This window comes from Mesorhizobium bavaricum (assembly GCF_056781655.1).
The window spans coordinates 538,357-561,551 of the sequence record NZ_CM165566.1 but is presented as its reverse complement, the minus strand read 5'-3'; the positions used below and the strand labels follow the sequence as shown (position 1 = coordinate 561,551).

The following is a 23,195-nucleotide window of genomic DNA, read 5'->3' as shown; positions in this document are numbered from 1 at the left end:
GAGCGGTCCAGGATGACGGAAACACTTGAAGGCAGGCATATTGTCGTGACCGGCGGAACCGGGGCACTCGGTGGTGCGGTCGTCGGCAAACTGCTGGGCGAGGGCGCGATCTGCCATGTGCCCAATGCCCATGCGGCGGCGCCCGCGCATTTCCCCTTCACCGCGCATGACCGTGTCAAGCTTGTGCACAATGTCGATCTCTCGGACTCCACCAAGGTCGAGGCGTTCTACAGCCAGGTTCCAGGCCTGTGGGGCTCGATCCATCTGGCCGGCGGCTTCACCGCGGCGCCGGTCGAAAAGATCGAATCGGCATCCTTTGCCGAGATGATGGACACCAATGCGCGCACTGCCTTCCTGTGCTGCCGCGCGGCGGTGCGCTCGATGCTGGCGTCGGACATTGCGGGCCGGATCGTCAATGTGACGGCGCGCGCCGGGCTCGACCCGCGGCGCGGCGGCGGCATGGTCGCCTACGCCGCCAGCAAGGCGGCGGTGGCCGCCATGACGGTGGCGATGGCGGAGGAACTGAAAGGCAAGGGCATCCTGGTCAATGCGGTGGCGCCATCGACGCTCGACACGCCGGCCAACCGCGCCGACATGCCGGATGCCGATGTCACCAGATGGGTCAGCCTCGAAGCGGCCGCCGAAGCCATCGCCTATCTCGCCTCGCCGGCCAATCAGGCGATGAGCGGCACGCTGGTGCCGCTTTACGGCCGAGCCTGAGCGGAAGCCGTCGAAACAGGACAGGCGGCGTCCGATCCATCGGCATTTCGGTAGCTGTAAAGGCGCAGCGGCGAGGACGCATCCGTCGGACACTCCCTGAGCCATGACGGCGGGTGGCCCTCCATCAGCGCGGCCGCGAATGGATAGGCGGCCTCGAGATATGGCGACGGCGGGCCTCTGTGCGCGCAAAGCGCAACATGTGTCGCTCTGGAGGCGTCGAGAAACGCGCGCGGGTCGGCGGTCGAAGGATCGAGAAAACGATAGCTGCGTTCGATACCATGGGCTGACGGGTGGTTGGGGACTGTCACGACCTTGGGACCTTCGGCAAGGGCGAGAAAATGCGCTCCGATCAACGGTGGCGTCAGAACGATGGCGGCTGCCGGCCAACCCGGTTGCGGCTCGAAATGCGTGAGATCGCAGCTGTCGGCGAACTCGGTGGCGGGAATGGCGTCCGGGGCTGGCCTCACAGACAGCTGGTAAAGCGCTATCGCCGCGGACAAAACGAGGCCGGGCAGGACTAGCGCGTATCCGCGCGATCCCAACGACATGGGAGATTTCAACGTGCGGGCCAGTCTGGCATCTGGCGGCAGGAAACTCGCCAGCACGAAGACCAGACCGATGCCGGAAAAAACCGGAAGATAGCGGAAATAGCGGAAGTAATCGATCGACAGCACCAGCGCGAGCAGCGAGAACAGCGCCAGGATGACGAGGGGCCGGCTTCGGCCGTGCGGCCCAAGGCAAAGGACAGCCGGGGCGAGCGCGCCGACGAACAGCAGCATGATGCTGGGAAAGCTCGCGGACAGAACGACATCAGGGCGCCGAAACAGGCTCAATTCCTGAGGGATCCTCTCGAGCATGTTGTCGCGTACATAGGCGTCGAGCGAAGCATAGGGGCCGGCCAGGCATTGCGGGAACAACAGCGCCAGCGCCGCCGCGCTGGCGGCCGCGAACACCAGCAGAATTGCCGTCCGCATTGCCCATCCGCCACGTCGGCCGACAAGCAAGGGCACCACGGCAAATGACAGCCCCGCCGCGACCAGCGCCGTCACATGCGGTGCTGAATAGGTGTCGCATTTGACGGCGGCATAGGCTGAAGGCGGCACGATCGCGGCGAACAGGCCGACCCCGCCCAAGGCAAATGCCAGCCCAAAGCGGACGATCCTGTCTGCACCCTCTTCGCGGCCGAAGATCCAGTCAAAGGCATAGACTGCCATCACCAGCACATAGAACGGAGCGAATTCCACGCTGATCGCAAGCGCCAAGGCCGCCAGCAGCCCGTTGACGAAGGCAGCAAAGTGGTTTTGCGACAGTGTCAAAACCAGCGCCGCCAGCAGAAGCAGTATCTGCAGATTGTGGTAGTCGATCCGTCCCGGGGCGTATTCGAAAAAGCTGCGCGCGGCAAAGATCAGAGCCAGCGGCAGTGCAACGGCCGGGTTGGCAAAGCCCATCGCGATCACCAGCCGATTGTAGAAATAGAGCGCGGGCGCAAGCAGCAGCAGCGGGACGGCAAAGCTTGTCACCGTCAACGCGGGCTCGAAGCCGGCAAGCGGCATGAGCAGACGCGCGAAGGCGGCATAGGGCAGGTCCACGATCCATGGCCAATGCGAGAGATAGGGCTCCGGCTGGGCAACGCCGGGCAGCGTCCGGTCGAAGATGTTGCCCGTTTCAAGCAAGGTGCGGACTTCATGCAGTTTGACGAGGTCGTCCACATCGCCGTTGAGCTGGAAGCCCAGCGCCCGGAGGGCAATCATCAAGATTGCCATTCCGCAAAAGCAGAACAAGGCGGGCGACCTGGTGTAGAGACGCAGCAACCACGAAGATCCCGGAGCGGAACAATCGTCGTCATTGCGCATGGAAAGCCTCCTCGGATTGCTGGCAAATACGCGAGGAAGTTTATCTTACCGTAAAGAAAAACCCCGCCGGATCGCTCCGGCGGGGTTTTGAAGTGACCACCATGCAAGACGGTGGGGCAGAGGGACTTAGCTGCCCTGCTTCTTCAGCGCGGCACCCAGGATATCGCCCAGCGAAGCGCCAGAGTCGGTCGAGCCGTACTGGGCGACCGCTTCCTTCTCTTCGGCGATTTCCAGCGCCTTGATCGAGACCTGCAGCTTGCGGGTCTTCTTGTCGAAGGCGATGACGCGGGCGTCCACCTTCTGGCCGACGGTGAAGCGCTCGGGGCGCTGCTCGTCGCGATCACGGCTGAGGTCGGAGCGCTTGATGAAGGTCTCGATGCCGCTGTCGACCAGCCGCACTTCCAGGCCGCCATCCTTGACGCCGATGACTTCGCAGGTGACGACGGCGTTCTTGCGCAGTTCGCCCGAAGTCGCCGCTTCGCCAACCGTATCCTTGGCCAGCTGCTTGATGCCGAGCGAGATGCGCTCCTTGTCGATGTCGACGTCGAGCACCTGCGCCTTGACCATGTCGCCGCGATTGTACTCTTCGATGACCTGCTCGCCCGGACGGGTCCAGTCGAGGTCGGAGAGGTGGACCATGCCGTCGACGTCGCCTTCGAGACCGATGAACAGGCCGAACTCGGTCTTGTTCTTGACCTCGCCCTCGACCTGGCTGCCGACCGGATGGCTGCTGGCGAAAGCCTGCCACGGATTCTCAAGCGTCTGCTTGAGGCCGAGCGAGATGCGGCGCTTGGCCGGATCGACTTCGAGCACCACCACGTCGACTTCCTGGGTCGTCGACAGGATCTTGCCGGGATGCACGTTCTTTTTCGTCCACGACATTTCCGAAACGTGGATGAGGCCTTCGATACCCGGCTCCAGCTCGACGAACGCGCCGTAGTCGGTGATGTTGGTGACGGTGCCCTTGATCTTCTTGCCGATCGGGAACTTGGTGCCGATCTCGGACCACGGATCGCTCTCGAGCTGCTTCATGCCGAGCGAGATACGGTGGGTTTCCTGGTTGATGCGGATGATCTGCACCTTGACCGTCTGACCGATGTTGAGGATTTCGGTCGGATGGTTGACGCGGCGCCATGCCATGTCGGTGACGTGCAGCAGGCCGTCGATGCCGCCGAGGTCGACGAACGCACCGTAGTCGGTGATGTTCTTGACGACGCCTTCGACAACCTGGCCTTCTTCAAGGTTCTGCACGATTTCCGAACGCTGTTCGGCTCGGCTCTCCTCGAGCACGGTACGGCGCGACACCACGATGTTGCCGCGGCGACGATCCATCTTGAGGATCTCGAAGGGCTGCGGGTTGTGCATCAGCGGCGAGACGTCGCGGATCGGGCGGATATCGACCTGGCTGCGCGGCAGGAAGGCCACGGCGCCGTCGAGGTCGACGGTGAAGCCGCCCTTGACCTGGTTGAAGATGACGCCTTCGACGCGCTCACCCTTGGTGAACTTCTCTTCGAGCCGGACCCAGCTCTCTTCGCGGCGGGCCTTTTCACGGCTGAGCATCGCTTCGCCAAGCGCGTTTTCGATGCGCTCGACATAGACTTCGACGGTGTCACCGACCTTGAGGGTGGTGTCCTTGCCCTTGACGCCGAATTCCTTCAGCGGCACGCGGCCTTCGACCTTGAGGCCGACGTCGATGATGGCCATGTCTTTTTCGATCGCGGTGATCGTGCCCTTGACGACCTGGCCTTCGCCGGAATGGCCGGCGGTAAATGATTCTTCGAGCAGGCTCGCGAAATCATCGCGAGTGGGATTTGCAGCTGACATTGTTTCTCCTGGAATGCCCCGCTTCTGTCGCGGGACGGGCGCCGTGGGTTAGCGTTGCGTTGGCCTGCCGGCGTTCCGGGCTACAAAAACCCTGGGCCGCTCTTTAAGCGGCAATTCCGGCGCATGAAGAATGCTGGCAGGCTGGTTCGTGTCCGATATGGGTGTTTTCTTCGCCTCCGACAACGGAAACACGAGGGAAAAACCCGGATCAGGCCTTGTTTCTCTTGTCCAGCACGTCGTCGATGATCGCCATGGCCGCAAGAAACGCGGCTTCTATAGCCATTTCGCTGGTATCAAGCAAGTGCGCGTCGGCGGCCGGCTTCAGCGGAGAGTCGGCGCGGCCCATGTCGCGCTCGTCACGACGCATGATGTCGGCGAGAATCTCGGCGAAATCAGCGGTGCCGCCGATGCTCTCGATCTCGGCCAGCCGGCGCCGTGCCCGCACCTCGGCGCTGGCCGTCACATAGAGTTTTATGTCGGCGTCGGGGCAGACGACGGTCCCGATGTCGCGCCCGTCGAGCACCGCGCCCGGGGGTGTCTTGGCGAAGTCGCGCTGCTTTTCGACGAGGATGCGCCGCACGGTCGGATACACCGCGACCTTCGAGGCCGCCTCGCCGACCGCATGCGCCGACAACACCGCACGGTCGAGCTTTGCCAGATCGACCTGGCGGGCAGCGGTTTCGGCGGCCGAGACGTTGTCGAGCGGCAGCGCGTGCTGGATCAATGCGTAGGCTACCGCGCGATAGGTGAGGCCGGTGTCGAGCAGGTTCAGCCGGTAGTGGTCGGCGAGCCGCCGCGCCAGCGTGCCTTTTCCGGCACCGGCAGGACCGTCGATGGCAATGGTGAAGACGTGTGTCATTGGCTGGTCAACGCTTTGTTTGCTCGGGCAGCAAGCCCTCGCGCATGGGGCCAATCGCCAAAGTTTGTGATTGCCACTGTCACTCGATCTCCGCGCCCAGCTCCTTCATCAGCCCCATGAATTCCGGAAAACTGGTCGCGATCATCGCCTGATCGTCGATGGTGACGGGCTTTTCCGTCGCCAGTCCCATGACCAGAAAGCTCATGGCGATGCGGTGGTCGAGATGGGTTTGCACCGTTGTGTCCGGGCCGTTCGGATGGCGACCGAGACCCTTGCCGCCCGGTTTGCCGCGTACCGCAAGCGAAGCCTCGCCCTCGGTGCAGTCGACGCCGTTGAGCTTCAACCCGTCGGCGACGGCCGACAGCCGGTCGGATTCCTTGACCCGCAATTCTTCCAGCCCTTGCATCAGCGTTTCGCCCTCGGCGAAGCTGGCGGCGACCGCAAGCACGGGATACTCGTCGATCATCGACGGCGCCCGCTCGGGCGGCACGGTGACGCCCTTGAGCTCGGAATAACGCACGCGCAGGTCGGCGACATCCTCGCCGCCGGCATTGCGCGGGTTGAGGATTTCGATCTTGCCGCCCATTTCCTGCAGCGTCAGCAGAAGCCCGGTGCGGGTCGGATTCATCAACACGTTCTCGATCAAGATGTCCGAACCCGGCACGATCAGCGCAGCCACCAGCGGGAAACCGGCCGAGGAAGGGTCGCCGGGGACCGCGATGGTCTGGCCGGTCAGCTTGCCCTGGCCTTCGATGAAGATGTGGCGCACGCCGCGCTCGTCGGTCTCGACCGACAGATTGGCGCCAAACCCTTTGAGCATCTTTTCGGTGTGGTCGCGCGTCATGACAGGTTCGACGACGGTGGTGATGCCTGGCGTGTTCAGCCCGGCCAGCAGCACCGCTGATTTCACCTGTGCCGAGGCCATTGGCACGCGGTAGGTGATCGGTGCCGCATGTTTTGGGCCATGCAGCGTGATCGGCATGCGGTCGCCCGGCGTCGCCTTCAGCACCTGCACGCCCATCTGGCGCAAGGGTTCGAGCACCCTGCCCATCGGCCGGCCGGACAGCGAGGCGTCGCCGATGAAGGTCGTTTCCATGTCGTAGGTGCCGACCAGGCCCATCGTCAGCCGCGAGCCGGTGCCGGCATTGCCGAAATCGAGCGGGCCTTCCGGCTGCAGCAGCGCGCCGTTGCCGGTGCCGCGGATCACCCACTCGGCGCCGCGCTTCTCGACAAGCGCGCCCATCGCCTTCATGGCCGCACCGGTGCGCATCACATCCTCACCTTCCAGCAGGCCGGTGATGCGGGTCTCGCCCGAGGCGAGGCCGCCAAACATGAAGGAGCGGTGCGAGATCGACTTGTCGCCCGGCACGCGGGCGGTGCCGGCAAGGGCTGGTGATTTGCGGGCGGTGGCCGACTTTGGGGCGGCGGCGTGAGACATGGAATTTCCCTGGACGGAATGCCGGCGGGCCGGCGCTTTTCATTTGTTGCGGCGGTCTCGTATCACGGCGGGCCGAAATGGTCATCCCCCATGGTCGTCACTTGACGCGAGGCCTTTCAATGCATGGTTTTGTGACGCCGGCTTTTCGCTTTGACAGCGCTGCAAACTGTGGTTAAGGGGACCACTCTTTTATTGACGAGGCTTGCCGTGGCAAAAACCGAACTTGGCACAAAACGCATCGACCCGGAGACGGGCCGAAAATTCTACGACCTGAACAAGGACCCGATCGTCTCGCCCTACACCGGCAAGACCTATCCGCGTTCCCATTTCGAGGAAGGCAAGATCGCCGCTCTCGAAGAGGAAGAGGAAGTGGCCGAGAAGGAAGTGGACGCCGAGGAAGAAGAGGGCGTCGAGGTCGTCTCGCTCGAAGAGGCGGACGAGGACGTCAAGGGCGACGACCTGCCGGATCTCGGCGACGATGAGGACGACGTCGATCTCGGCGACGACGAGGATGACACATTCCTTGCCGACGAAGAGGAAGAAGACGACGACGTCGCCGACATGATCGGCGTCGGCGACGACGACGACGAGGTCTGATCCGGCCTTGGAAGCAGGCGTTTGCGGGCTTTCTTGGCCTGTGAAGAAAAACCGGCTCTCGAAGGCTTGATATTGACGAAAGGCGGGGTTAGAAGCCGCCTGCACTAACGGCGCGGTCTCCAACCCGCGCCGGATCTCTTCGCCGGAAACGGCGCCGGTTGACTGCCGGAAGTGGGGCCATAGCTCAGTTGGGAGAGCGCTTGAATGGCATTCAAGAGGTCGTCGGTTCGATTCCGATTGGCTCCACCAAACAGTCACTCTCCTCATCGAGGATATCAGGCCAACTGTTGCACGGATCGCCGACATTGCGGCCGATCTTCCACATGGTCATCCGCTCTTTCGGAACGACTTCACCAGGTGCTCCGGGTCTGGGTCGGTCAGCCAGATCATACGGTCGACCGACTGGAGGACGACTGGTATGCGGCTGGCGCGACAGACGGCTTTCTTTTTGCCTCACCCGCCAGCCGGGTCAGCCAGTCACTTTTGTTGATACGCTTTTTTTCAATCTGATGATAACTCAGCATCGCGACTGGGATGGCCATCACCAAGAATGACAGCGCCAACGCTATCAGCGGCACTTTACCCACAAGGCCAAAGTTCACACACAGAGCCGCCATAACCGCGAACAGCATTTGATGCCACAAATACAGTGAGTAGGACGAATCTCCCAGGGCGACCCAACGCTTGGGCAACCACGATCCCGAACACGAACTCCAGAACCAGTGGCGCCATCGGTGCCGATGGTGTGAAGACGCCCGTGATCCATACCGAGAAAACAGCAACGAACCAGAGACCCAGGACAAGCAGGATGCGACGCGGGGAGATCAAAATTCCCAACGCGCACATAGTGTAGAAAATCATCTCATATTGCAGTGTCCAGGCCGCGAGAATTCGGTTGTTCGGCTGGTCGATCAGAAGAGCCAGTTTCCACCACGGTTCCTGTTCGAGCGATGTCGGGGCAAGTTCAACCTTTGTCATCAGCAGCGTAGCGACACCAAACGCGATCAAATAGATCGGGTAGATGCGAAACAAGCGCCGCACGGCAAATCCTCGGAACGCTTGCCGTCGCCCGACGATGGCGGCCTTTTCCCCCGCTTTCCCGGCGGACAAAAAGACCACAAAGCCGGATATGACGAAGAACAGATCGACGCCGGCCGGACCGATCGAGTCCGCCAATTGCACGATCCAATGGCCCCTCAGGGGCTCCAGCGACAAGAAAGTATGGCTTGAAACAACCATTAGTGCCGCGACGGCGCGAAGACCTTGGATGTTTCTGTAAAGCATAGTGGAGGCATAACAACGAAAGATCGAAGCGGCAACAGACGCATCGATGAAAACCTGATCAGAGCCGCAACATCAGCAATGATTTGTCTCTGATAGAGGCATGAATTTGAATTTTCCATCGATTCCGCAGACTTTTACCGCGTCGGCTGTTAGAATTTCAATGGAGAGGCGAAAGTTACTTCAGAAGAAGCTAATAAGACGGTCAGGTTCGGCGGGCGTGCCTGGCGGATAGCTGGCCCCGTAGGGACGGGGCGCTGGGATAACCTGGTGGCGCCTGCCTTGTCGGGCGTCACATCTCCTACTTTGCAGGAATGTCTACTGGTTTCGGTTGCGCGTCCTGGCGCTGACACCAAGCTTCGCCAGATGGGCCAGCCGCGCGTTCTGGAGTTGGTCGATCCCCTTCAAAAGCTGCCAGGCAAAGCGACGAAGCACCCTCCTGAAGCCATCACCTTCGAAGCCGTTCAACTGGCTACTGAATGTGATGGATTTGGGATGAAATCTTGCCCCGTCGAGCAGCCAAACCAATCGGGCAGCCGAGAGCGGGTATGGGAGCGCTCGATTTCCTTCCCGCATGCGCTCATTTCGAGTAAAGCTATGACTGGGCGCCTTCCGATCGCGCGGGGACGGCGCTGTTAGGTGGCGGCGTGACCGTGATCGCCTTTGATTGCAGCGTTTGCCATCGAAGATTGCGTGCTTCGAGGCTGGAACATGGAACACAGGCTCGCGGCGGTGCTGGCAGCCGACATGGCTGGATACTCTCGGCTCATGGAAGCCGACGAGAGGGGTACCCTTGCGCGGCTCAAAACGCACCGGATCGAACTCATTGATCCGGCAATCGCCAAGAACCAAGGCCGCATCATCAAAACCACCGGTGACGGCATGCTGGTCGAGTTCCAGAGCGTGGCAGATGCGGTGCGCTGCGCTGCGGAGGTGCAGATCCGCATGCGCCGCCGCAACACCGACGTGCCGGATACCGGGCGCATTCAGTTCCGGATCGGCATCAATCTCGGCGACATCATCTTTGATGAAGGCGACATTTATGGCGATGGCGTGAATGTCGCCGCCCGGCTGGAACAGATGGCTGAAGTTGGCGGGGTGTGCGTCACCCAAGCCGTGTACGAACAGGTCTTCGACCGGCTCGAAATCAAGTTCGAGGACCTCGGCGAGAAGGTCCTGAAGAACATCTCTCGTCCGATACGGGTCTGGCGCGCGGTGCTGGACGATGCAGCCGATCCGCGAGCGGTGGACAGCTCGGCCCGGCGCAGCGCGGTGAAGCCGTCGATTGCGGTCCTGCCATTCGCTAATATGAGCGGCGAATCCGAACAGGAATTTTTCGTTGATGGTCTGACCGAGGATATCATCACGGAACTTTCGCGCCGGCACGAACTGTTCGTCATCTCGCGCAACTCCACCTTCGTCTACAAAGGGCAGTCGGTAAACCTCCGTGAAATCGCCCGGAAGCTGGGCGCGCAATACCTGGTGGAGGGCAGCGTTCGCAAATCGGGCGATCAGCTCAGGGTGACAGCGCAGCTGATCGATACTGCCACCGATACACACATCTGGGCCGAGCGATACGACCGCAAGCTCGACGATGTTTTCGCCATTCAGGACGAACTGACCGCAGCGATCGTGGCCACGCTGCCAGGCCGCGTCGAAGCCGCGCAGCAGGATCTCGTGGCGCGCAAAACACCCGCCAACATGGCAGCATACGAATGCGTGCTCGCGGCCAAGGTCCGCCACCATCGCAGCAATCGAGCCGAGAATGAGGAAGCGCTGAAGCTGGTGACACGAGCGCTAGAACTCGACCCCGAATACGCGCATGCCCACGCTTGGCGGGGCTGCATTCTGGGGCAAGCCTGGGGCTACGGCTGGTGCGCCGATAAGGACGCCGCTTTCGACGAAGTCGTCCGCGAGCTTGAGTTGGCGCAAGCACTGGACAGCAACGATGCGGACGTCCAACGGATATTGGCAGCCATTAGCATTAGCCGCAACGATCTGACGAAGGCTCGGCACCACCAGGAGCGGGCTCTCGCACTCAATCCAAACTACGATCTCGTCGTGGTCCAGCACGGCGAGCTTTTGACTTGGCTCGGTCGCCCCAAGGAAGGATCCCACTGGATTCGCAAGGCGATGCAGTTGAACCCTCACCACCCGGAACGCTTCTGGAGCCATCTTGGGAAAGCTCATTTTACAGCCCGCGAATATTCCGAAGCAATCGAGGCCTTCATGCATCTGTCGAAGATGGATGCCAACCAACACGCCTTTGTCGCGGCAGCCTATCACTGGCTGGGCGATCGGACCGCTGCGTCCGCTCATCTCGCTCAAATAGACAAGGTCGATCCGGAATTTACGATTGATGCGTTCGTCTCTACCCTGCACTACGAGAACGAGGCGGATCTTCATCATCTGGTTGATGGACTGAAGTCTCCCGAAGCGGCGCAGGTGAGAGTATAGTATTCGAACCTCGCGAGCCTCCTTGTTCAGTCGCGCTTGCGCGACTGAAGGCCAATCCCGTCACCACTCGGCGAAGGAACCGTCCTTGTGGCGCCAGATCGGGTTGCGCCAGCGGTGGCCTTCCCTGGCGCGCTCCTTCACATACTCTTCGTCGATCTCGACACCGAGGCCAGGGCCATCGGGGATGGCGACATAGCCATCCTCGTAGCGGAAGACATCTTTGTTGGCGGCGTAGTCGAGCAGGTCGTTGGCAGCGTTGTAGTGGATACCGAGGCTCTGCTCCTGGATGAAGCAATTGTAGCTCACGGCATCGAGCTGCAGGCATGCGGCGAGCGCGATCGGCCCGAGCGGGCAGTGCGGCGCCACCGCCACATCATAGGCCTCGGCCATCGCAGCGATCTTGCGGCATTCGGTGATGCCGCCGGCATGCGACAGGTCGGGCTGGATGATGTCGACGACGCCTTCCTCGAACACCGACTTGAAGTCCCAGCGGCTGTAGAGCCGCTCGCCGAGCGCAATCGGCGTCGAGCCAAGCGCGGCGATCTCCTTCAGCGCCTCGCGATTTTCGCTCAGAACCGGCTCCTCGATGAACATCAGCCTGTAGGGCTCGAGCTCCTTGACCAGGATGCGCGCCATCGGCCGGTGCACGCGGCCGTGGAAGTCGACGGCGATGCCGATGCTGGGGCCGACGGCCTCGCGCACCATGGCGACGCGTTCCACCGCGGCATCTATTCTGTCGTGGCTGTCGACGATCTGCAGCTCCTCGGTGCCATTCATCTTGAGCGCCAGGAAGCCGCGCGCCACCATTTCCCTGGCGCCCGCCGCGACCTCCGCCGGACGGTCGCCACCGATCCAGGAATAAACTTTGATGCTGTCACGCAACTTGCCGCCGAGCAGTTCGTGGACAGGAACGCCGAGCGCCTTGCCCTTGATGTCCCACAGCGCCTGGTCGATGCCGGCAATGGCGCTCATCAGGATCGCTCCGCCACGGTAGAAGCCGCCGCGATGCATCACCGTCCAGTGATCCTCGATCAGGCGGGGGTCCTTGCCGATGAGATAATCACCAAGCTCCTTGACCGCCGCCTCGACGGTCAGCGCCCGGCCTTCGACGACCGGCTCGCCCCAGCCGGTGACGCCGGCGTCGGTCTCGATTTTCAGGAACAGCCAGCGCGGCGGAACGATGTAGGTGGTGAGCGAAATGATTTTCATGCTGTCTCAGTTGTTCTTGAGTTTCTTGGCGCTGACGAGGTCGCGCGCCGCAAGGTCGAGGATTCTGTTTGCCGCGCCGCGCGCTGCCTCGGCGTCGCGCATGCGCAGCGCCTCCACCACCTCGCGATGCGCCGCCACCGCTTCCAGGCGCCGGTCGAGCGAAATCGTCGCCGTCGCTTCCAGCGAGAATTTGAGGCCGGTGTCGATCAGATTGCCGATCTGGCGAAAGATCGGGTTGTGGCTCGCGGCATAGACGATCTGGTGGAAGGCGATGTCGGAGCGCGAGAACATCACGAGGTCCTCGCCGGCGCCTGCCATGCCGCGCCAGGCCGCTTCGAGATCGGCGATCTCCTGCAGTGTCGCGCGCGTCGCGGCCAGTTCGGCGACCAGCGGTTCGATGGCGCGGCGTGTTTCGAGAATGGCGTCGAAGAGCTTGTCGTCCAGCGCATGCGGCGCGTGCCAGGCCAGCACCTGCGGATCGATGATGTTCCAGTCGTCCTCGTTGCAGACGATTGTGCCAACACGCGGCCGCGACAGCACCAGCCCCTTGGCGGCCAGCACCTTCAGGGCCTCGCGGATCACGGTTCGGCTGACGCCGTATTCGACGCCAAGTTCGTTTTCGGTCGGCAAGGAGGATCCGGCCGGATAGCGTCCGGAAAAAATGTCCGAGGCCATAGCCTTGGTCACGTCGGGCATGACGCGCGGGCGGCGGGTCGTCGTGTCGCCCGGTGTCTTCTTCGAAATCTCGGTCACCTTAGCCCTCCTCCAAGGCGGCGAACCTGCCAGTTCGCACAACCGGCCCGGCATTAGCGGATGCAAACGAGTTGCGCCAGCGATCGCTGCTCAGAGCATGTACATTAATTATCATACCAGATCAATTGACGAGTATGATAAAAGCGAATAGAGAGTCCGCATCCGGGCTGAGCGCCCGGCCTATCGCTGGGAGGAAATCATGCGACTTTTGAAGACCGCGCTCGTCGCGGGCGCGCTTGCCGTGCTGTCCGTCACGACCATCGCTTCTGCCTATGCTCAGGACACCAAGATCGGTTTCATCGTCAAACAGCCCGAGGAGCCGTGGTTCCAGGACGAATGGAAGTTCGCCGACCAGGCCGCCAAGGAAAAGGGCTTTACCCTCGTCAAGATCGGCGCCGAGGACGGTGAGAAGCTGATGTCGGCGATCGACAATCTCGGCGCCCAGGGCGCCCAGGGCTTCATCGTCTGCACACCGGACGTGAAGCTCGGGCCTGGCATCGTCGCCAAGGCCGCCGCCAACAATCTCAAGCTGATGACCGTCGACGACCGTCTGGTCGGCGCCGACGGCAACGCGCTCGAAGACGTGCCGCATATGGGCATCTCGGCCACCAAGATCGGCGAGGCCGTCGGCCAGGCGATCGTCGACGAAATGAAGGCGCGCGGCTGGAAGGCCGACGAGGTCGGCGCCATCCGTGTCTCCTATGATCAGCTGCCGACGGCTGTCGATCGTGTCGAAGGAGCCATTTCGGTGCTGAAGGCGAACGGCTTCAAGGCCGAGAACATCTTCGACGCGCCGCAGGCCAAGACCGACACCGAGGCTGCGCTGAACGCGGCGACGGTCGTGCTCAACGCCCATGCCGACATCAAGAAGTGGGTCTCCTTCGGCCTCAACGATGAAGCAGTACTGGGTGCCGTGCGCGCTTCCGAAAGCGTCGGCATTCCGGCTGACGGCATGATCGGCGTCGGCATTGGCGGCGCGGATTCGGCGATCAACGAGTTCAAGAAGCCGACCGCCACCGGCTTTGTCGGCACCGTGATCATCTCGCCGAAGCGTCATGGCTACGAGACGGCGCTCAACATGTACGATTGGGTTGCCAACAACAAGGAACCGGAGAAGCTGATCCTGACCTCCGGTGCGCTGGCCAAGCGCGACGACTATCAGAAGGTCCGCCAGGGCCTCGGCATCGAATAATCCTCCCTGTACAAACAGGCGGCGGCTCATCCCCGCCGCCTGTTTGCCATCGCACAAGAAGGATCGAAGCCCGTGTCCTTTCTCGACTTCTCGCACATCACCAAGACCTATCCGGGCGTCAAGGCGCTGTCGGACGTGTCGTTCGGCGTCGACAAGGGCGCGGTGCATGGCCTGATGGGCGAGAATGGCGCGGGCAAGTCCACCCTGATCAAGATCCTTTCCGGCGACCAGCATGCCGATGAGGGCGAGATAAGCATCGACGGCAAGGTCCAGGCCTATGCCTCGACCCGGGATGCCTTCGACAATGGCGTCATCGTCATCCACCAGGAACTGCAGCTGGTTCCCGAGCTTACCGTGGCCGAAAACCTCAGCCTCGGCCGCTTTCCCGCCAGCGCCGGCATCATCGCCGGCCGCCGGATGCTGGAAGACGTCGGCGCCAAGCTGAAATCGGCCGGCATCGACATCGACATGCGCCGCAAGGTCAAGACGCTGTCCATCGGCGAACGCCAGATGATCGAGATCGCCAAGGCGATCATGCTCGACGCGCGCGTCATCGCACTGGACGAGCCGACCTCGTCGCTGTCCTCGCGTGAAAGCGAAATCCTCTTTGCCCTGATCGATCGCCTGCGCGGCGAGGGCAAGGTCATCATCTATGTGTCGCATAGGCTCGACGAGGTGTTCCGGCTCTGCGACAGCTTGACCGTGCTGCGCGACGGCAGGCTCGCGGCGCACCATGCCTCACTTAAGGACGTTACGCGCGATCAGGTCGTCGCCGAAATGGTCGGCCGCGAGATTTCGGACATCTGGGGTTTTCGCCCGCGCAAGACCGGCGATATCAGGCTCAAGGTCGAGACCCTGTCCGGGGCGAAGCTGATGACGCCCGCCAGCTTCGAGGCCCGCGCCGGCGAGATCGTAGGCTTCTTCGGCCTGATCGGCGCCGGGCGCTCGGAACTGATGCGGCTGGTCTTCGGCGCCGACCCGCGCTCGGACGGCACCATCACCGTCGACGGCAAGATCGTCCCTGCCACCGACCCGCATGGATCGATCCGGGCCGGCATCGTGCTGTGCTCGGAAGACCGCAAGCATGACGGCATCATCCAGGGCCGCTCGATCGAAGAGAACATCAACATCTCGTCGCGGCGCCATCACACGCGCTTTGGCGTGCTCAACAGCGCCAGCGAGATCGCGACGGCCGAAACCTTCATCAAAAAGCTCAAGGTGCGCACGCCGTCGCGCAGGCAAGACATCATCAACCTCTCCGGCGGCAACCAGCAGAAGGTCATCCTTGGCCGCTGGCTGTCCGAGCAGGGCGTGCGGGTTCTGATCGTCGACGAACCGACGCGCGGCATCGATGTCGGCGCCAAATCGGAAATCTACGAACTGCTCTACCAGCTTGCCGAGGACGGCATGGCGATTGTCGTCGTCTCGTCCGAACTGCCGGAGGTAATGGGCATCTGCGACCGCATCCTGGTGATGTGCGGTGGCCGCATCAGCGCCGAACTGGCCCGCGACCAGTTCGCCGAGAAGGCGATCCTGGCTGCGGCTCTTCCCGACAAGAAAACCCCCGACGCGATCGCATCCTGAGGATTTTGCCATGACCGATCAGTTGAAGAAGATCCTGCTCGGCGAACAGGGGCTTGTCGTCATCTTCCTCGTTGCCTTCGCGCTGGTGTCGGCTCTCGTGCCGAACTTCCTCACCGACCGCAACATGCTCGGCCTGCTGCAGTCGGTGGTCACCGTCGGCATCGTCGCCTGCACAATGATGTTCTGCCTCGCGGCGCGCGACTTCGACCTGTCGGTTGGCTCGATCGTCGCCTTTGCCGGTATGGTCGCGGTGATGGCGTCCAACGCCACCGGCTCGATCCTGCTCGGCCTTCTAGCGGCAATCGCTTGCGGCGCCTTCGTCGGCTTCATCAACGGCGTCGTCATCGCCAAATTCCGCATCAACGCGCTGATCACCACGCTGGCCACCATGCAGATCGTGCGAGGTTTCGCCCTGATCGCGTCCGACGGCCGCGCCGTCGGCATCAACAGCCCTGATTTCTACCAGCTCGCGCTGTCGAAACTGTTGGGCATACCGACACCGATCTGGGTGCTGGCCGCTCTCTTCGGCATCTTCGGCTTTGTGTTGAACCGCACCGTCTTCGGCAAGAACACGCTCGCCATCGGCGGCAATCCGGAGGCCTCCCGGCTTGCCGGCGTCAATGTCGACAGGACGCGGATCTGGATTTTCGCCCTCCAGGGCGTCGTCTGCGGCATCGCCGGCATCCTGCTGGCATCGCGCATCACTTCCGGCCAGCCCAACGCGGCGGTCGGGCTGGAGCTTTCGGTCATCTCAGCCTGCGTGCTCGGCGGCGTCTCGTTGGCCGGCGGCCGCGCCACGATGTCGGGCGTCATCGTCGGCGTGCTGATCATGGGCATCGCCGAAAACGCCATGAACCTGCTCAACATCCCGGCCTTCTACCAGTACATCGTGCGCGGCGTTATTTTGCTCCTGGCAGTGCTGCTCGACAATCTGCGCTCGTCGGCATTGGGGCGGCGTTGATCGTCTTCGATTGGAGTGACCAAAATGGCTGAGCGCCTGTCCGGCAAACGCATCTTCCTGACGGGCGCCGCGCAAGGCATCGGGCTGGCAATCGCCGAGGCCTGCCTTGCCGAAGGGGCAAAGCTATTCCTGGTCGACCAGGATGGCGCGCTGCTGGACAAGACCGTCGCCGGTCTTGCCGCACCGCAGGGCCATGTCGGACATATCGCCGCCGACATCAGCGTCGGCACCGCGATTGCCGCTGCCGTTGGTTGGGCAAACGATGAAATCGGGCCGATCAACGCGCTGATCAACAATGCCGGTGTCAATGTGTTCTCGACGCCGCTCGACACCAGCGAGGAGGAGTGGAACCGCAATTTCGACGTCAACGTCAAGGGCGCCTGGAACTGCAGCAAGGCGGTGCTACCGGGCATGATCGCAAGCGGCGGCGGCGTCATCCTCAACATCGCCTCGACGCACAGCTTCACCATCATTCCGCACACCTTCCCCTATCCCGTCGCCAAGCACGCGCTGCTCGGCCTGACCAAATCGCTGGCGCTGGAATATGCGGGGCAAGGCGTGCGCGTGAACGCGCTGGCGCCCGGCTATGTCGAGACGCAGAAGGCGATCGACTACTGGAACAGCTTTCCTGACCCGGCCGCGGCGCGCGCCAACACCATGGCGCTGCATCCTGGCGGCCGTATCGCCTCGGTGCGCGAGATCGCCCTTGCCGCGGTGTTCATGATTTCCGACGAGTGCCCGTTCATGAACGCGGCCAGCCTCGTCGTCGATGGCGGGCTGAGCCAGCTGCAGCACCCCGCCTGAACACTGGGAAGACCATGACCAAGAGACGATCGCAGCACTGGTTCGGCGGTTTGGGGAAGGATGCCTTCATCCACCGCAGCTGGATGAAGAACAACGGCCTGCCGGACGATGCCTTCGACGGCCGCCCGGTGATCGGCATCTGCAACACTTTTTCCGAATTCACCCCGTGCCACGTGCACTTTCGTGGCCTGATCGAACACATCAAGGCCGGCGTGCTGGAGGCCGGCGGCCTGCCGCTCGAATTCCCGGTCTTCTCCTGCGGCGAGTCCAATCTGCGGCCGACTGCGATGCTGTTTCGCAACCTCGCCTCGATGGATGTCGAGGAGGCGATCCGCGGCAATCCGATGGATGGCGTCGTGCTGATGGCCGGTTGCGACAAGACCACACCGTCGCTGGTGATGGGCGCCGCTTCCTGCGACCTGCCGTCGATCGTTATCTCCGGCGGGCCGATGCTCAACGGCCGCTTCCAGGGTCGCGAGGTCGGCTCTGGCACCGATGTCTGGAAATTCTCCGAAGACGTCCGCGCCGGGGTGATGAGCGAACAGGATTTCGCCAGTGCCGAAAGCGCCATGTCGCGCTCGCCTGGCCATTGCATGACCATGGGCACCGCCTCGACGATGGCCTCGATGGTCGAAGCACTCGGCCTGGCGCTGCCGGGCAACGCTGCCTATCCAGCCGTCGACGCCCGCCGCAGCCGCATCGCCCGTATGACTGGGCGGCGCATCGTCGAGATGGTCAATGAGGATCTTCGGCCATCGGCGATCCTCAAGAAGGCGGCCTTCGCCAACGCCATCCGCGTCAATGGCGCGATCGGCGGTTCGACCAATGCGGTCGTGCACCTGTTGGCGATTGCCGGCCGCGTCGGCACCGAGCTTACGCTGGACGATTGGGACCACTATGGCCGCGACGTGCCGACCATCCTCGACCTGATGCCGTCCGGCCGCTTCCTGATGGAGGATTTCTGCTACGCCGGCGGCATTCCGGCTGTCATGAAGGAGATCGCCGACCTGCTCGATCTCGACGCGCTGACGGTCACCGGCAAGAGCGTGGGCGAGAACATCGCCGACGCCAGGAATGACAATCAGCAGGTGATCCGCCCGCGCGGCAAGGCGCTTACCGCCCAGGGTGGCATTGCGGTGCTGCGCGGCAATCTGGCGCCCGGCGGCGCCATCATCAAGCCGTCGGCCGCCTCGCCGGCCTTGATGAAGCATCGCGGCCGCGCCGTCGTCTTCGAGGACATCGACGACTACAAGGCGCGCGTCGATGATCCCTTGCTCGACATCGACGAGGGTTCGATCATGGTGCTGAAGAATTGCGGCCCCAAGGGCTATCCGGGGATGGCCGAAGTCGGCAACATGGCGCTGCCGCAGAAGCTGCTCAAGCAAGGCATCCGCGACATGATCCGCATCTCCGATGCCCGCATGTCGGGCACCGCCTTCGGCACGGTCGTGCTGCATGCGGCCCCCGAGGCAGCTGTCGGCGGCCCGCTGGCGCTGGTCAGGAGCGGCGACATCATCGATCTCGATGTCGAAGCGCGCAGGCTGCATCTCGACGTGTCCGAACAGGAACTCGCGCGACGGCGGATATCCTGGATCGCACCGGAGCCGGCGATGCGCGGCGGCTATCAGGACCTCTACGTTGACCGTGTGTTGCAGGCGGATCGTGGCGCCGACCTCGATTTTCTTGTCGGCAGCCGAGGCCACGCTATCCCGCGCGAAAGCCATTGAGGGTGACCGGGATGCCGAATTTCCGGCGCGATGATATCCATGGCATCCACGCCATCCTCTACGCGCTCTTCGACAAAGACGAGCGGCTTGATCGCGCGGCAATGCGCAGGCAGGTCGAGATCTGCCTGGCGACCGGCGTGCATGGCATGGCGGCGCTTGGCCTGGCGACGGAAGTCGCCAAGCTCACCGAGGCCGAGCGCCGGACGATCATGGTCTGGACGGCGGAAGACACAGCCGGAAAAGTGCCGCTAGCCTGCACCATTTTCGGTTCTTCGGTTGCCGAGCAGGTATCCCAGGTCCGCCACGCCGAAAATGTTGGGGCGGATTGGGTTATCCTGCAGCCGCCACCCGTCGGTTCCTATGGAGCGCTGGAATACATCCGCTTTTTCGGCCGTGTCGCCGAGGCGACCGACCTGCCGGTGGCGATCCAGAACGCGCCGGCCTTTTTCGGGCGCGGCCTGACATCGGACGAAATCCGCGACCTCGTCAGGCTTCATCCCAACATCCGGCTGATCAAGGGCGAAGGTTCGGTCACCGACATCGCCGGGTTGATCGAACGCACCGAAGGCCGCATTCCCGTCTTCAATGGGCGCGGCGGCCTGGAACTGATCGACAATTTCCGCGTCGGTTGCCGCGGCATGATCCTGGCGCCCGATTGCATCGACCTTGCCGTGCGCGCCTGCAATGCATTCCGCACCGGAGACGAAGCAGCGGCCGAAACCCAGTATGCAAAAATGCTGCCGGCGGCGGTCTTCGTCATGCAGGGGATCGAGAACCTGATCTGCTACGGCAAGCGGCTGTTTGGCGCCCGCACCGGCATCCCGATACACGATCGGGCTCCGGCGATGCGGCCTAGCGAGGCTGGCCTTGCAATGGTGGCGCGCTTCGCTGCCCATCTGGGCCGATTGCCGGGCTAGTGCCGAACGCCGAGGCCTTTGTGCGCCGAGCGAGCCGGGTTGGCACGACCGGCTGAGGAGAGAAATTCTAATCACCGTCACGGATTTAGAATAAACTAACTCTACAGAATTTATAGAATAAGCAATCTGCACTGGCGATCTGGTTTCCACCCGAACAGGACCACGCCATGCCCACCCTTTTGCGCCCGCCCCCGATCTCATCAGGCATAGAAGGTCGCCGCCCGACCGCGGGAGGCAAGCCTTGATCCGGGATATTCCAGACCGCATCAAGGTGCTCTGGTTCCTGCCGACGCATGGCGACAGCCGCTACCTCGGCACGTCCGAAGGCGGCCGGGCCGTCGATCTGCCCTATCTGACGCAGGTGGCCAGGGCCGCCGACACGCTGGGCTATTACGGCGTGCTGTTGCCAACCGGCCGGGCCTGCGAGGATTCCTGGGTGATCGCATCGGCGCTGGTGCCGCTGACCGAGCGCTTGCGTTTCCTCGTCGCCGTGCGGCCCGGCCTGCAATCGCCGACCCTCGCCGCCCGCATGACAGCGACGCTCGACCGCATCTCCAATGGCCGCCTGCTGATCAACGTCGTCACCGGCGGCGATCCGCTCGAGAACAAGGGCGACGGCATCTTCCTGTCGCATGCCGAGCGCTACGAGGTGACGCAGGAATTCCTGCAGATCTATAAGCGCGTGCTGAGCGGCGAGACGGTCGCACATGAGGGCAAGCATTTCCGCATCGAGGACGGCCGGCTGCTGTTTCCACCGGTGCAGACGCCGTACCCGCCGCTCTATTTCGGCGGCTCGTCCGATGCCGGATCCGTGGTGGCGGCGCAGGAGATCGACAAATATCTGACCTGGGGCGAGCCGCCCGCCGATGTCGAGCGCAAGCTTGACGGCGTGCGTGAACTGGCCGAGAAGGCCGGCCGCAAGCTTTCCTTCGGCATTCGCCTGCATGTCATCGCCCGCGAAACGACCGAGCAGGCCTGGGCAGCGGCCGACAGTCTGATCAGCCGGCTCGACGACGCGACGATCGCCTCGGCCCAAAAAGTCTTTGCCCGCATGGATTCGGTCGGCCAGGCGCGGATGAGCGCACTGCATGGCGGCAACCGCGCCAAGCTCGAGATCGCGCCCAATCTGTGGGCCGGCGTTGGCCTGGTGCGTGGCGGCGCCGGGACAGCACTCGTCGGTGACCCCGACACGATCGCCGAACGCATCGATGAATACCGTCGCCTGGGCATCGATACCTTCATCCTGTCCGGCTATCCACATCTCGAGGAAGCCTACCGTTTCGGCGAACTGGTGCTGCCGAAACTGCCGACCGATCATCCGGTGAAAGTCGCCGGTTCGTCGGTCAACACCGGCCCGTTCGGCGAGACCATCGCCGGCGATCATCGGCCGAAGTCGCTCGCCAGCGCCTCGTGAACGCGCTCCCTCCGGCCCGCCGATTGCGCGTCGCCATCATCGGCGGTGGCTTTTCCGGCGCTGCGGTGGCCTGGCATTTGGCACGGACAGCTCGACCGGAATGCCTGTCGATTTCCGTGATCGAGCCGCGACCGGTGATCGGCGGCGGCCTTGCCTATTCCAGCGCGGAGCCGTCGCATCGGGTCAACGTCCCCGCAGTCAGAATGAGCATGGCTCCTGACGATCCGCAGCACTTTGCGCGCTGGTTGAGCCGCGATGGCGAACTCGAGCGCGACCCGGACGCCATCTGGAAGAATGGCGACGTCTATCCGCGCCGGCGCGTGTTCGGCCGCTACGTCGCCGAGCAGTTGGCGCCCTGGCTCAGCTCGGGCGCGGTGCGCCACGTCAGCGGTCTCGCCACAAGCGCCGCACGTGACGCGGATGGCTGGGCCTGGACCGTGCACACCTCCAGCGGGCCGGTTGCCGCCGACATCGTCGTCCTGGCGGCGACGCATCCGCTGCCCAATATTCCCGCTGCGTTGACCTCGCTGGCGGAAGCGCCAGGTTTCATCGCCGACCCATACGCCTCTGCCGCGCTTGCCGGGATCGGGCCGGACGCGTCTGTGTTGATCGTCGGCTCCGGACTGACCTCGGCCGACATGGTCGCCGAACTCGATCGCCGTGGCCATCACGGCCGCATCCTGGCGCTGTCTCGCCGCGGGCTGCGCTCGCGCGGCCACCCGGACATCAGGGGCGAGCCGTTCGGCGACTTTGCAACCACGCCGGCCACGACGGCGCTTCAGCTGCTCGAAAACATCCGCGCCACGCTGGCAGCGGCGCGGGTGGTCAACGTCAACTGGCAGTCCGTCTTCGACCAGCTGCGTCTGCAGGGGCCGGTGCTGTGGGCCGCACTTGCTCCGCCGGAACGGGCAAGGCTGGTCCGCCAGCTGCGCGTATTCTGGGACGTGCATCGTTTCCGGATCGCACCGCAGGTCGCGGCCGTGCTCGACCGGCGTCACGCAGCCGGCACGTTCGACAATATTGCCGCCAGGCTTGTTGCATCGAACCATGAGGACGGCGGCCTGGCTGTCAGCCTTCAACGGCGCGGGCGGACGCAGATCGAGACTGCGCGCTTCGATGCCGTCATCAACACCACGGGCCCGGCTCATGGGCAGTCGCTTCAGCTGAACCCGGCATTGCGCTCGTTGACCGAGGCCGGGCTGATCAGGGCCGACCAATATGGGCTGGGTATCGAGACAAGTCGCGACAGCCGCGCCGTCGGCCGGGACGGCAGGGCGGTCGCGACACTCTTCGTCGCCGGTCCGCTGGCGCGAGGGACTTTCGGCGAACTCATGGGCCTGCCGGAGGTTGCCCGCCATGCCCAGGCCGTCGCGGCCGAGATTGCAAAGCTGCTCGATACGCCAGCCGAGGCCGTTGGCGCCAATGCCGCGCACGGTCCGGTCGCGAGCTGACAAGCGGGAGCCGGGTGGGGCCGCGCAAAAATTGGTATTTCCGTCCCGATAGGGTCGCAAAAACGAAAAATCCTTCTTTGTATATATATTCTATAAACATAATAAATATCGGCGAAACCCGGCTGCGGTCGGACCGATCAACGACACGGCCTGA

19 protein-coding genes and 1 tRNA gene are annotated in these 23,195 nt (G+C 63.2%); 12 read left to right on the top strand and 8 right to left on the bottom strand.

Annotated features, from left to right (window positions below):
* Positions 1-12 precede the first annotated feature (12 nt).
* Entirely contained in the window at positions 13-720 is a 708-nt protein-coding gene (locus AC1RZR_RS02695; protein WP_477272220.1) for an SDR family NAD(P)-dependent oxidoreductase, read from the top strand.
* Here AC1RZR_RS02695 and AC1RZR_RS02690 read toward each other — a convergent pair.
* From AC1RZR_RS02690 to aroA, 4 genes are all read right to left on the bottom strand, one after another.
* Complete coding sequence (locus tag AC1RZR_RS02690) at positions 705-2,471, bottom strand: hypothetical protein (protein ID WP_481828999.1); 1,767 nt, start codon at positions 2,469-2,471, stop codon at positions 705-707. The genes AC1RZR_RS02695 and AC1RZR_RS02690 overlap by 16 nt on opposite strands.
* Positions 2,472-2,699: 228 nt before the next feature.
* Positions 2,700-4,397, bottom strand: a complete 1,698-nt coding sequence (rpsA, locus tag AC1RZR_RS02685; protein WP_008872513.1) for a 30S ribosomal protein S1 — start codon at positions 4,395-4,397, stop codon at positions 2,700-2,702.
* Between the two features lie 208 nt (positions 4,398-4,605).
* Positions 4,606-5,256: a (d)CMP kinase gene (gene cmk, locus AC1RZR_RS02680; RefSeq protein WP_477272222.1), complete on the bottom strand. Its 651-nt coding sequence runs from the start codon at positions 5,254-5,256 to the stop codon at positions 4,606-4,608.
* A 79-nt stretch (positions 5,257-5,335) separates the two neighbouring features.
* On the bottom strand, positions 5,336-6,694 hold the full coding sequence (gene aroA, locus AC1RZR_RS02675; RefSeq protein WP_481827558.1) for a 3-phosphoshikimate 1-carboxyvinyltransferase: 1,359 nt from the start codon (positions 6,692-6,694) through the stop codon (positions 5,336-5,338).
* 207 nt (positions 6,695-6,901) lie between these two features.
* Here aroA and AC1RZR_RS02670 point away from each other — a divergent pair, with 207 nt between their 5' ends.
* Together AC1RZR_RS02670 and AC1RZR_RS02665 are read left to right on the top strand one after the other, a co-directional pair.
* Positions 6,902-7,291, top strand: a complete 390-nt coding sequence (locus AC1RZR_RS02670) for a TIGR02300 family protein (RefSeq protein ID WP_379101338.1) — start codon at positions 6,902-6,904, stop codon at positions 7,289-7,291.
* A gap of 173 nt (positions 7,292-7,464) precedes the next feature.
* Positions 7,465-7,540: transfer RNA gene (locus AC1RZR_RS02665), tRNA-Ala, on the top strand.
* A gap of 330 nt (positions 7,541-7,870) precedes the next feature.
* On the opposite strand, the gene AC1RZR_RS02660 is transcribed toward AC1RZR_RS02665, so the two are convergent.
* Both AC1RZR_RS02660 and AC1RZR_RS02655 read right to left on the bottom strand, forming a co-directional pair.
* Positions 7,871-8,530: an acyltransferase family protein gene (locus tag AC1RZR_RS02660; RefSeq protein ID WP_481828998.1), complete on the bottom strand. Its 660-nt coding sequence runs from the start codon at positions 8,528-8,530 to the stop codon at positions 7,871-7,873.
* Positions 8,531-8,890: 360 nt separating this feature from the next.
* Positions 8,891-9,100 (bottom strand): hypothetical protein, encoded by a 210-nt coding sequence (locus tag AC1RZR_RS02655; protein ID WP_481827557.1) that lies wholly within the window; start codon positions 9,098-9,100, stop codon positions 8,891-8,893.
* A 183-nt stretch (positions 9,101-9,283) separates the two neighbouring features.
* On the opposite strand from AC1RZR_RS02655, the gene AC1RZR_RS02650 reads away from it, so the two are divergent.
* A complete protein-coding gene (locus AC1RZR_RS02650; protein WP_481827556.1) occupies positions 9,284-11,029 on the top strand; it encodes an adenylate/guanylate cyclase domain-containing protein in 1,746 nt (581 codons plus the stop codon).
* Positions 11,030-11,089: 60 nt separating this feature from the next.
* Here AC1RZR_RS02650 and dgoD read toward each other — a convergent pair whose 3' ends face one another.
* On the bottom strand, positions 11,090-12,238 hold the full coding sequence (gene dgoD, locus AC1RZR_RS02645) for a galactonate dehydratase (RefSeq protein WP_477272232.1): 1,149 nt from the start codon (positions 12,236-12,238) through the stop codon (positions 11,090-11,092).
* 6 nt (positions 12,239-12,244) lie between these two features.
* A complete protein-coding gene (locus AC1RZR_RS02640) occupies positions 12,245-12,934 on the bottom strand; it encodes a FadR/GntR family transcriptional regulator (protein ID WP_477273091.1) in 690 nt (229 codons plus the stop codon).
* Positions 12,935-13,190: 256 nt separating this feature from the next.
* Between AC1RZR_RS02640 and AC1RZR_RS02635 the strand changes: the two genes are divergently transcribed.
* The 8 genes from AC1RZR_RS02635 to AC1RZR_RS02600 all read left to right on the top strand — a co-directional run bounded on the left by AC1RZR_RS02635 (position 13,191) and on the right by AC1RZR_RS02600 (position 23,041).
* On the top strand, positions 13,191-14,183 hold the full coding sequence (locus AC1RZR_RS02635; RefSeq protein ID WP_481827555.1) for an arabinose ABC transporter substrate-binding protein: 993 nt from the start codon (positions 13,191-13,193) through the stop codon (positions 14,181-14,183).
* Between the two features lie 72 nt (positions 14,184-14,255).
* On the top strand, positions 14,256-15,767 hold the full coding sequence (gene araG, locus AC1RZR_RS02630) for an L-arabinose ABC transporter ATP-binding protein AraG (RefSeq protein WP_481827554.1): 1,512 nt from the start codon (positions 14,256-14,258) through the stop codon (positions 15,765-15,767).
* Positions 15,768-15,777: 10 nt separating this feature from the next.
* Positions 15,778-16,728: an L-arabinose ABC transporter permease AraH gene (araH, locus tag AC1RZR_RS02625; protein ID WP_477272236.1), complete on the top strand. Its 951-nt coding sequence runs from the start codon at positions 15,778-15,780 to the stop codon at positions 16,726-16,728.
* Between the two features lie 24 nt (positions 16,729-16,752).
* The gene (locus AC1RZR_RS02620) at positions 16,753-17,532 is read left to right on the top strand and encodes an SDR family oxidoreductase (RefSeq protein WP_481827553.1); all 780 of its coding nucleotides are present in this window, start codon (positions 16,753-16,755) and stop codon (positions 17,530-17,532) included.
* A gap of 14 nt (positions 17,533-17,546) precedes the next feature.
* On the top strand, positions 17,547-19,259 hold the full coding sequence (locus tag AC1RZR_RS02615; RefSeq protein WP_481827552.1) for an IlvD/Edd family dehydratase: 1,713 nt from the start codon (positions 17,547-17,549) through the stop codon (positions 19,257-19,259).
* 11 nt (positions 19,260-19,270) lie between these two features.
* Positions 19,271-20,176 (top strand): dihydrodipicolinate synthase family protein, encoded by a 906-nt coding sequence (locus tag AC1RZR_RS02610; RefSeq protein ID WP_481827551.1) that lies wholly within the window; start codon positions 19,271-19,273, stop codon positions 20,174-20,176.
* Between the two features lie 241 nt (positions 20,177-20,417).
* Positions 20,418-21,590: an FMNH2-dependent alkanesulfonate monooxygenase gene (gene ssuD, locus AC1RZR_RS02605; protein ID WP_481827550.1), complete on the top strand. Its 1,173-nt coding sequence runs from the start codon at positions 20,418-20,420 to the stop codon at positions 21,588-21,590.
* The gene (locus tag AC1RZR_RS02600; protein ID WP_481827549.1) at positions 21,587-23,041 is read left to right on the top strand and encodes an FAD/NAD(P)-binding protein; all 1,455 of its coding nucleotides are present in this window, start codon (positions 21,587-21,589) and stop codon (positions 23,039-23,041) included. The genes ssuD and AC1RZR_RS02600 overlap by 4 nt, the downstream gene beginning before the upstream one ends.
* Positions 23,042-23,195: the final 154 nt, after the last annotated feature.

Coding starts and splice junctions, on each gene's coding strand:
- AC1RZR_RS02690 (WP_481828999.1), bottom strand. CDS start 2,471: ATGATTGCCCTCCGGGCGCTGGGCTTCCAGCTCAACGGCGATGTGGAC.
- AC1RZR_RS02660 (WP_481828998.1), bottom strand. CDS start 8,530: ATGGTTGTTTCAAGCCATACTTTCTTGTCGCTGGAGCCCCTGAGGGGC.
- aroA (WP_481827558.1), bottom strand. CDS start 6,694: ATGTCTCACGCCGCCGCCCCAAAGTCGGCCACCGCCCGCAAATCACCA.
- AC1RZR_RS02635 (WP_481827555.1), top strand. CDS start 13,191: ATGCGACTTTTGAAGACCGCGCTCGTCGCGGGCGCGCTTGCCGTGCTG.
- AC1RZR_RS02615 (WP_481827552.1), top strand. CDS start 17,547: ATGACCAAGAGACGATCGCAGCACTGGTTCGGCGGTTTGGGGAAGGAT.
- AC1RZR_RS02695 (WP_477272220.1), top strand. CDS start 13: ATGACGGAAACACTTGAAGGCAGGCATATTGTCGTGACCGGCGGAACC.
- dgoD (WP_477272232.1), bottom strand. CDS start 12,238: ATGAAAATCATTTCGCTCACCACCTACATCGTTCCGCCGCGCTGGCTG.
- cmk (WP_477272222.1), bottom strand. CDS start 5,256: ATGACACACGTCTTCACCATTGCCATCGACGGTCCTGCCGGTGCCGGA.
- AC1RZR_RS02620 (WP_481827553.1), top strand. CDS start 16,753: ATGGCTGAGCGCCTGTCCGGCAAACGCATCTTCCTGACGGGCGCCGCG.
- AC1RZR_RS02610 (WP_481827551.1), top strand. CDS start 19,271: ATGCCGAATTTCCGGCGCGATGATATCCATGGCATCCACGCCATCCTC.
- rpsA (WP_008872513.1), bottom strand. CDS start 4,397: ATGTCAGCTGCAAATCCCACTCGCGATGATTTCGCGAGCCTGCTCGAA.
- AC1RZR_RS02640 (WP_477273091.1), bottom strand. CDS start 12,934: ATGCCCGACGTGACCAAGGCTATGGCCTCGGACATTTTTTCCGGACGC.
- araH (WP_477272236.1), top strand. CDS start 15,778: ATGACCGATCAGTTGAAGAAGATCCTGCTCGGCGAACAGGGGCTTGTC.
- AC1RZR_RS02650 (WP_481827556.1), top strand. CDS start 9,284: ATGGAACACAGGCTCGCGGCGGTGCTGGCAGCCGACATGGCTGGATAC.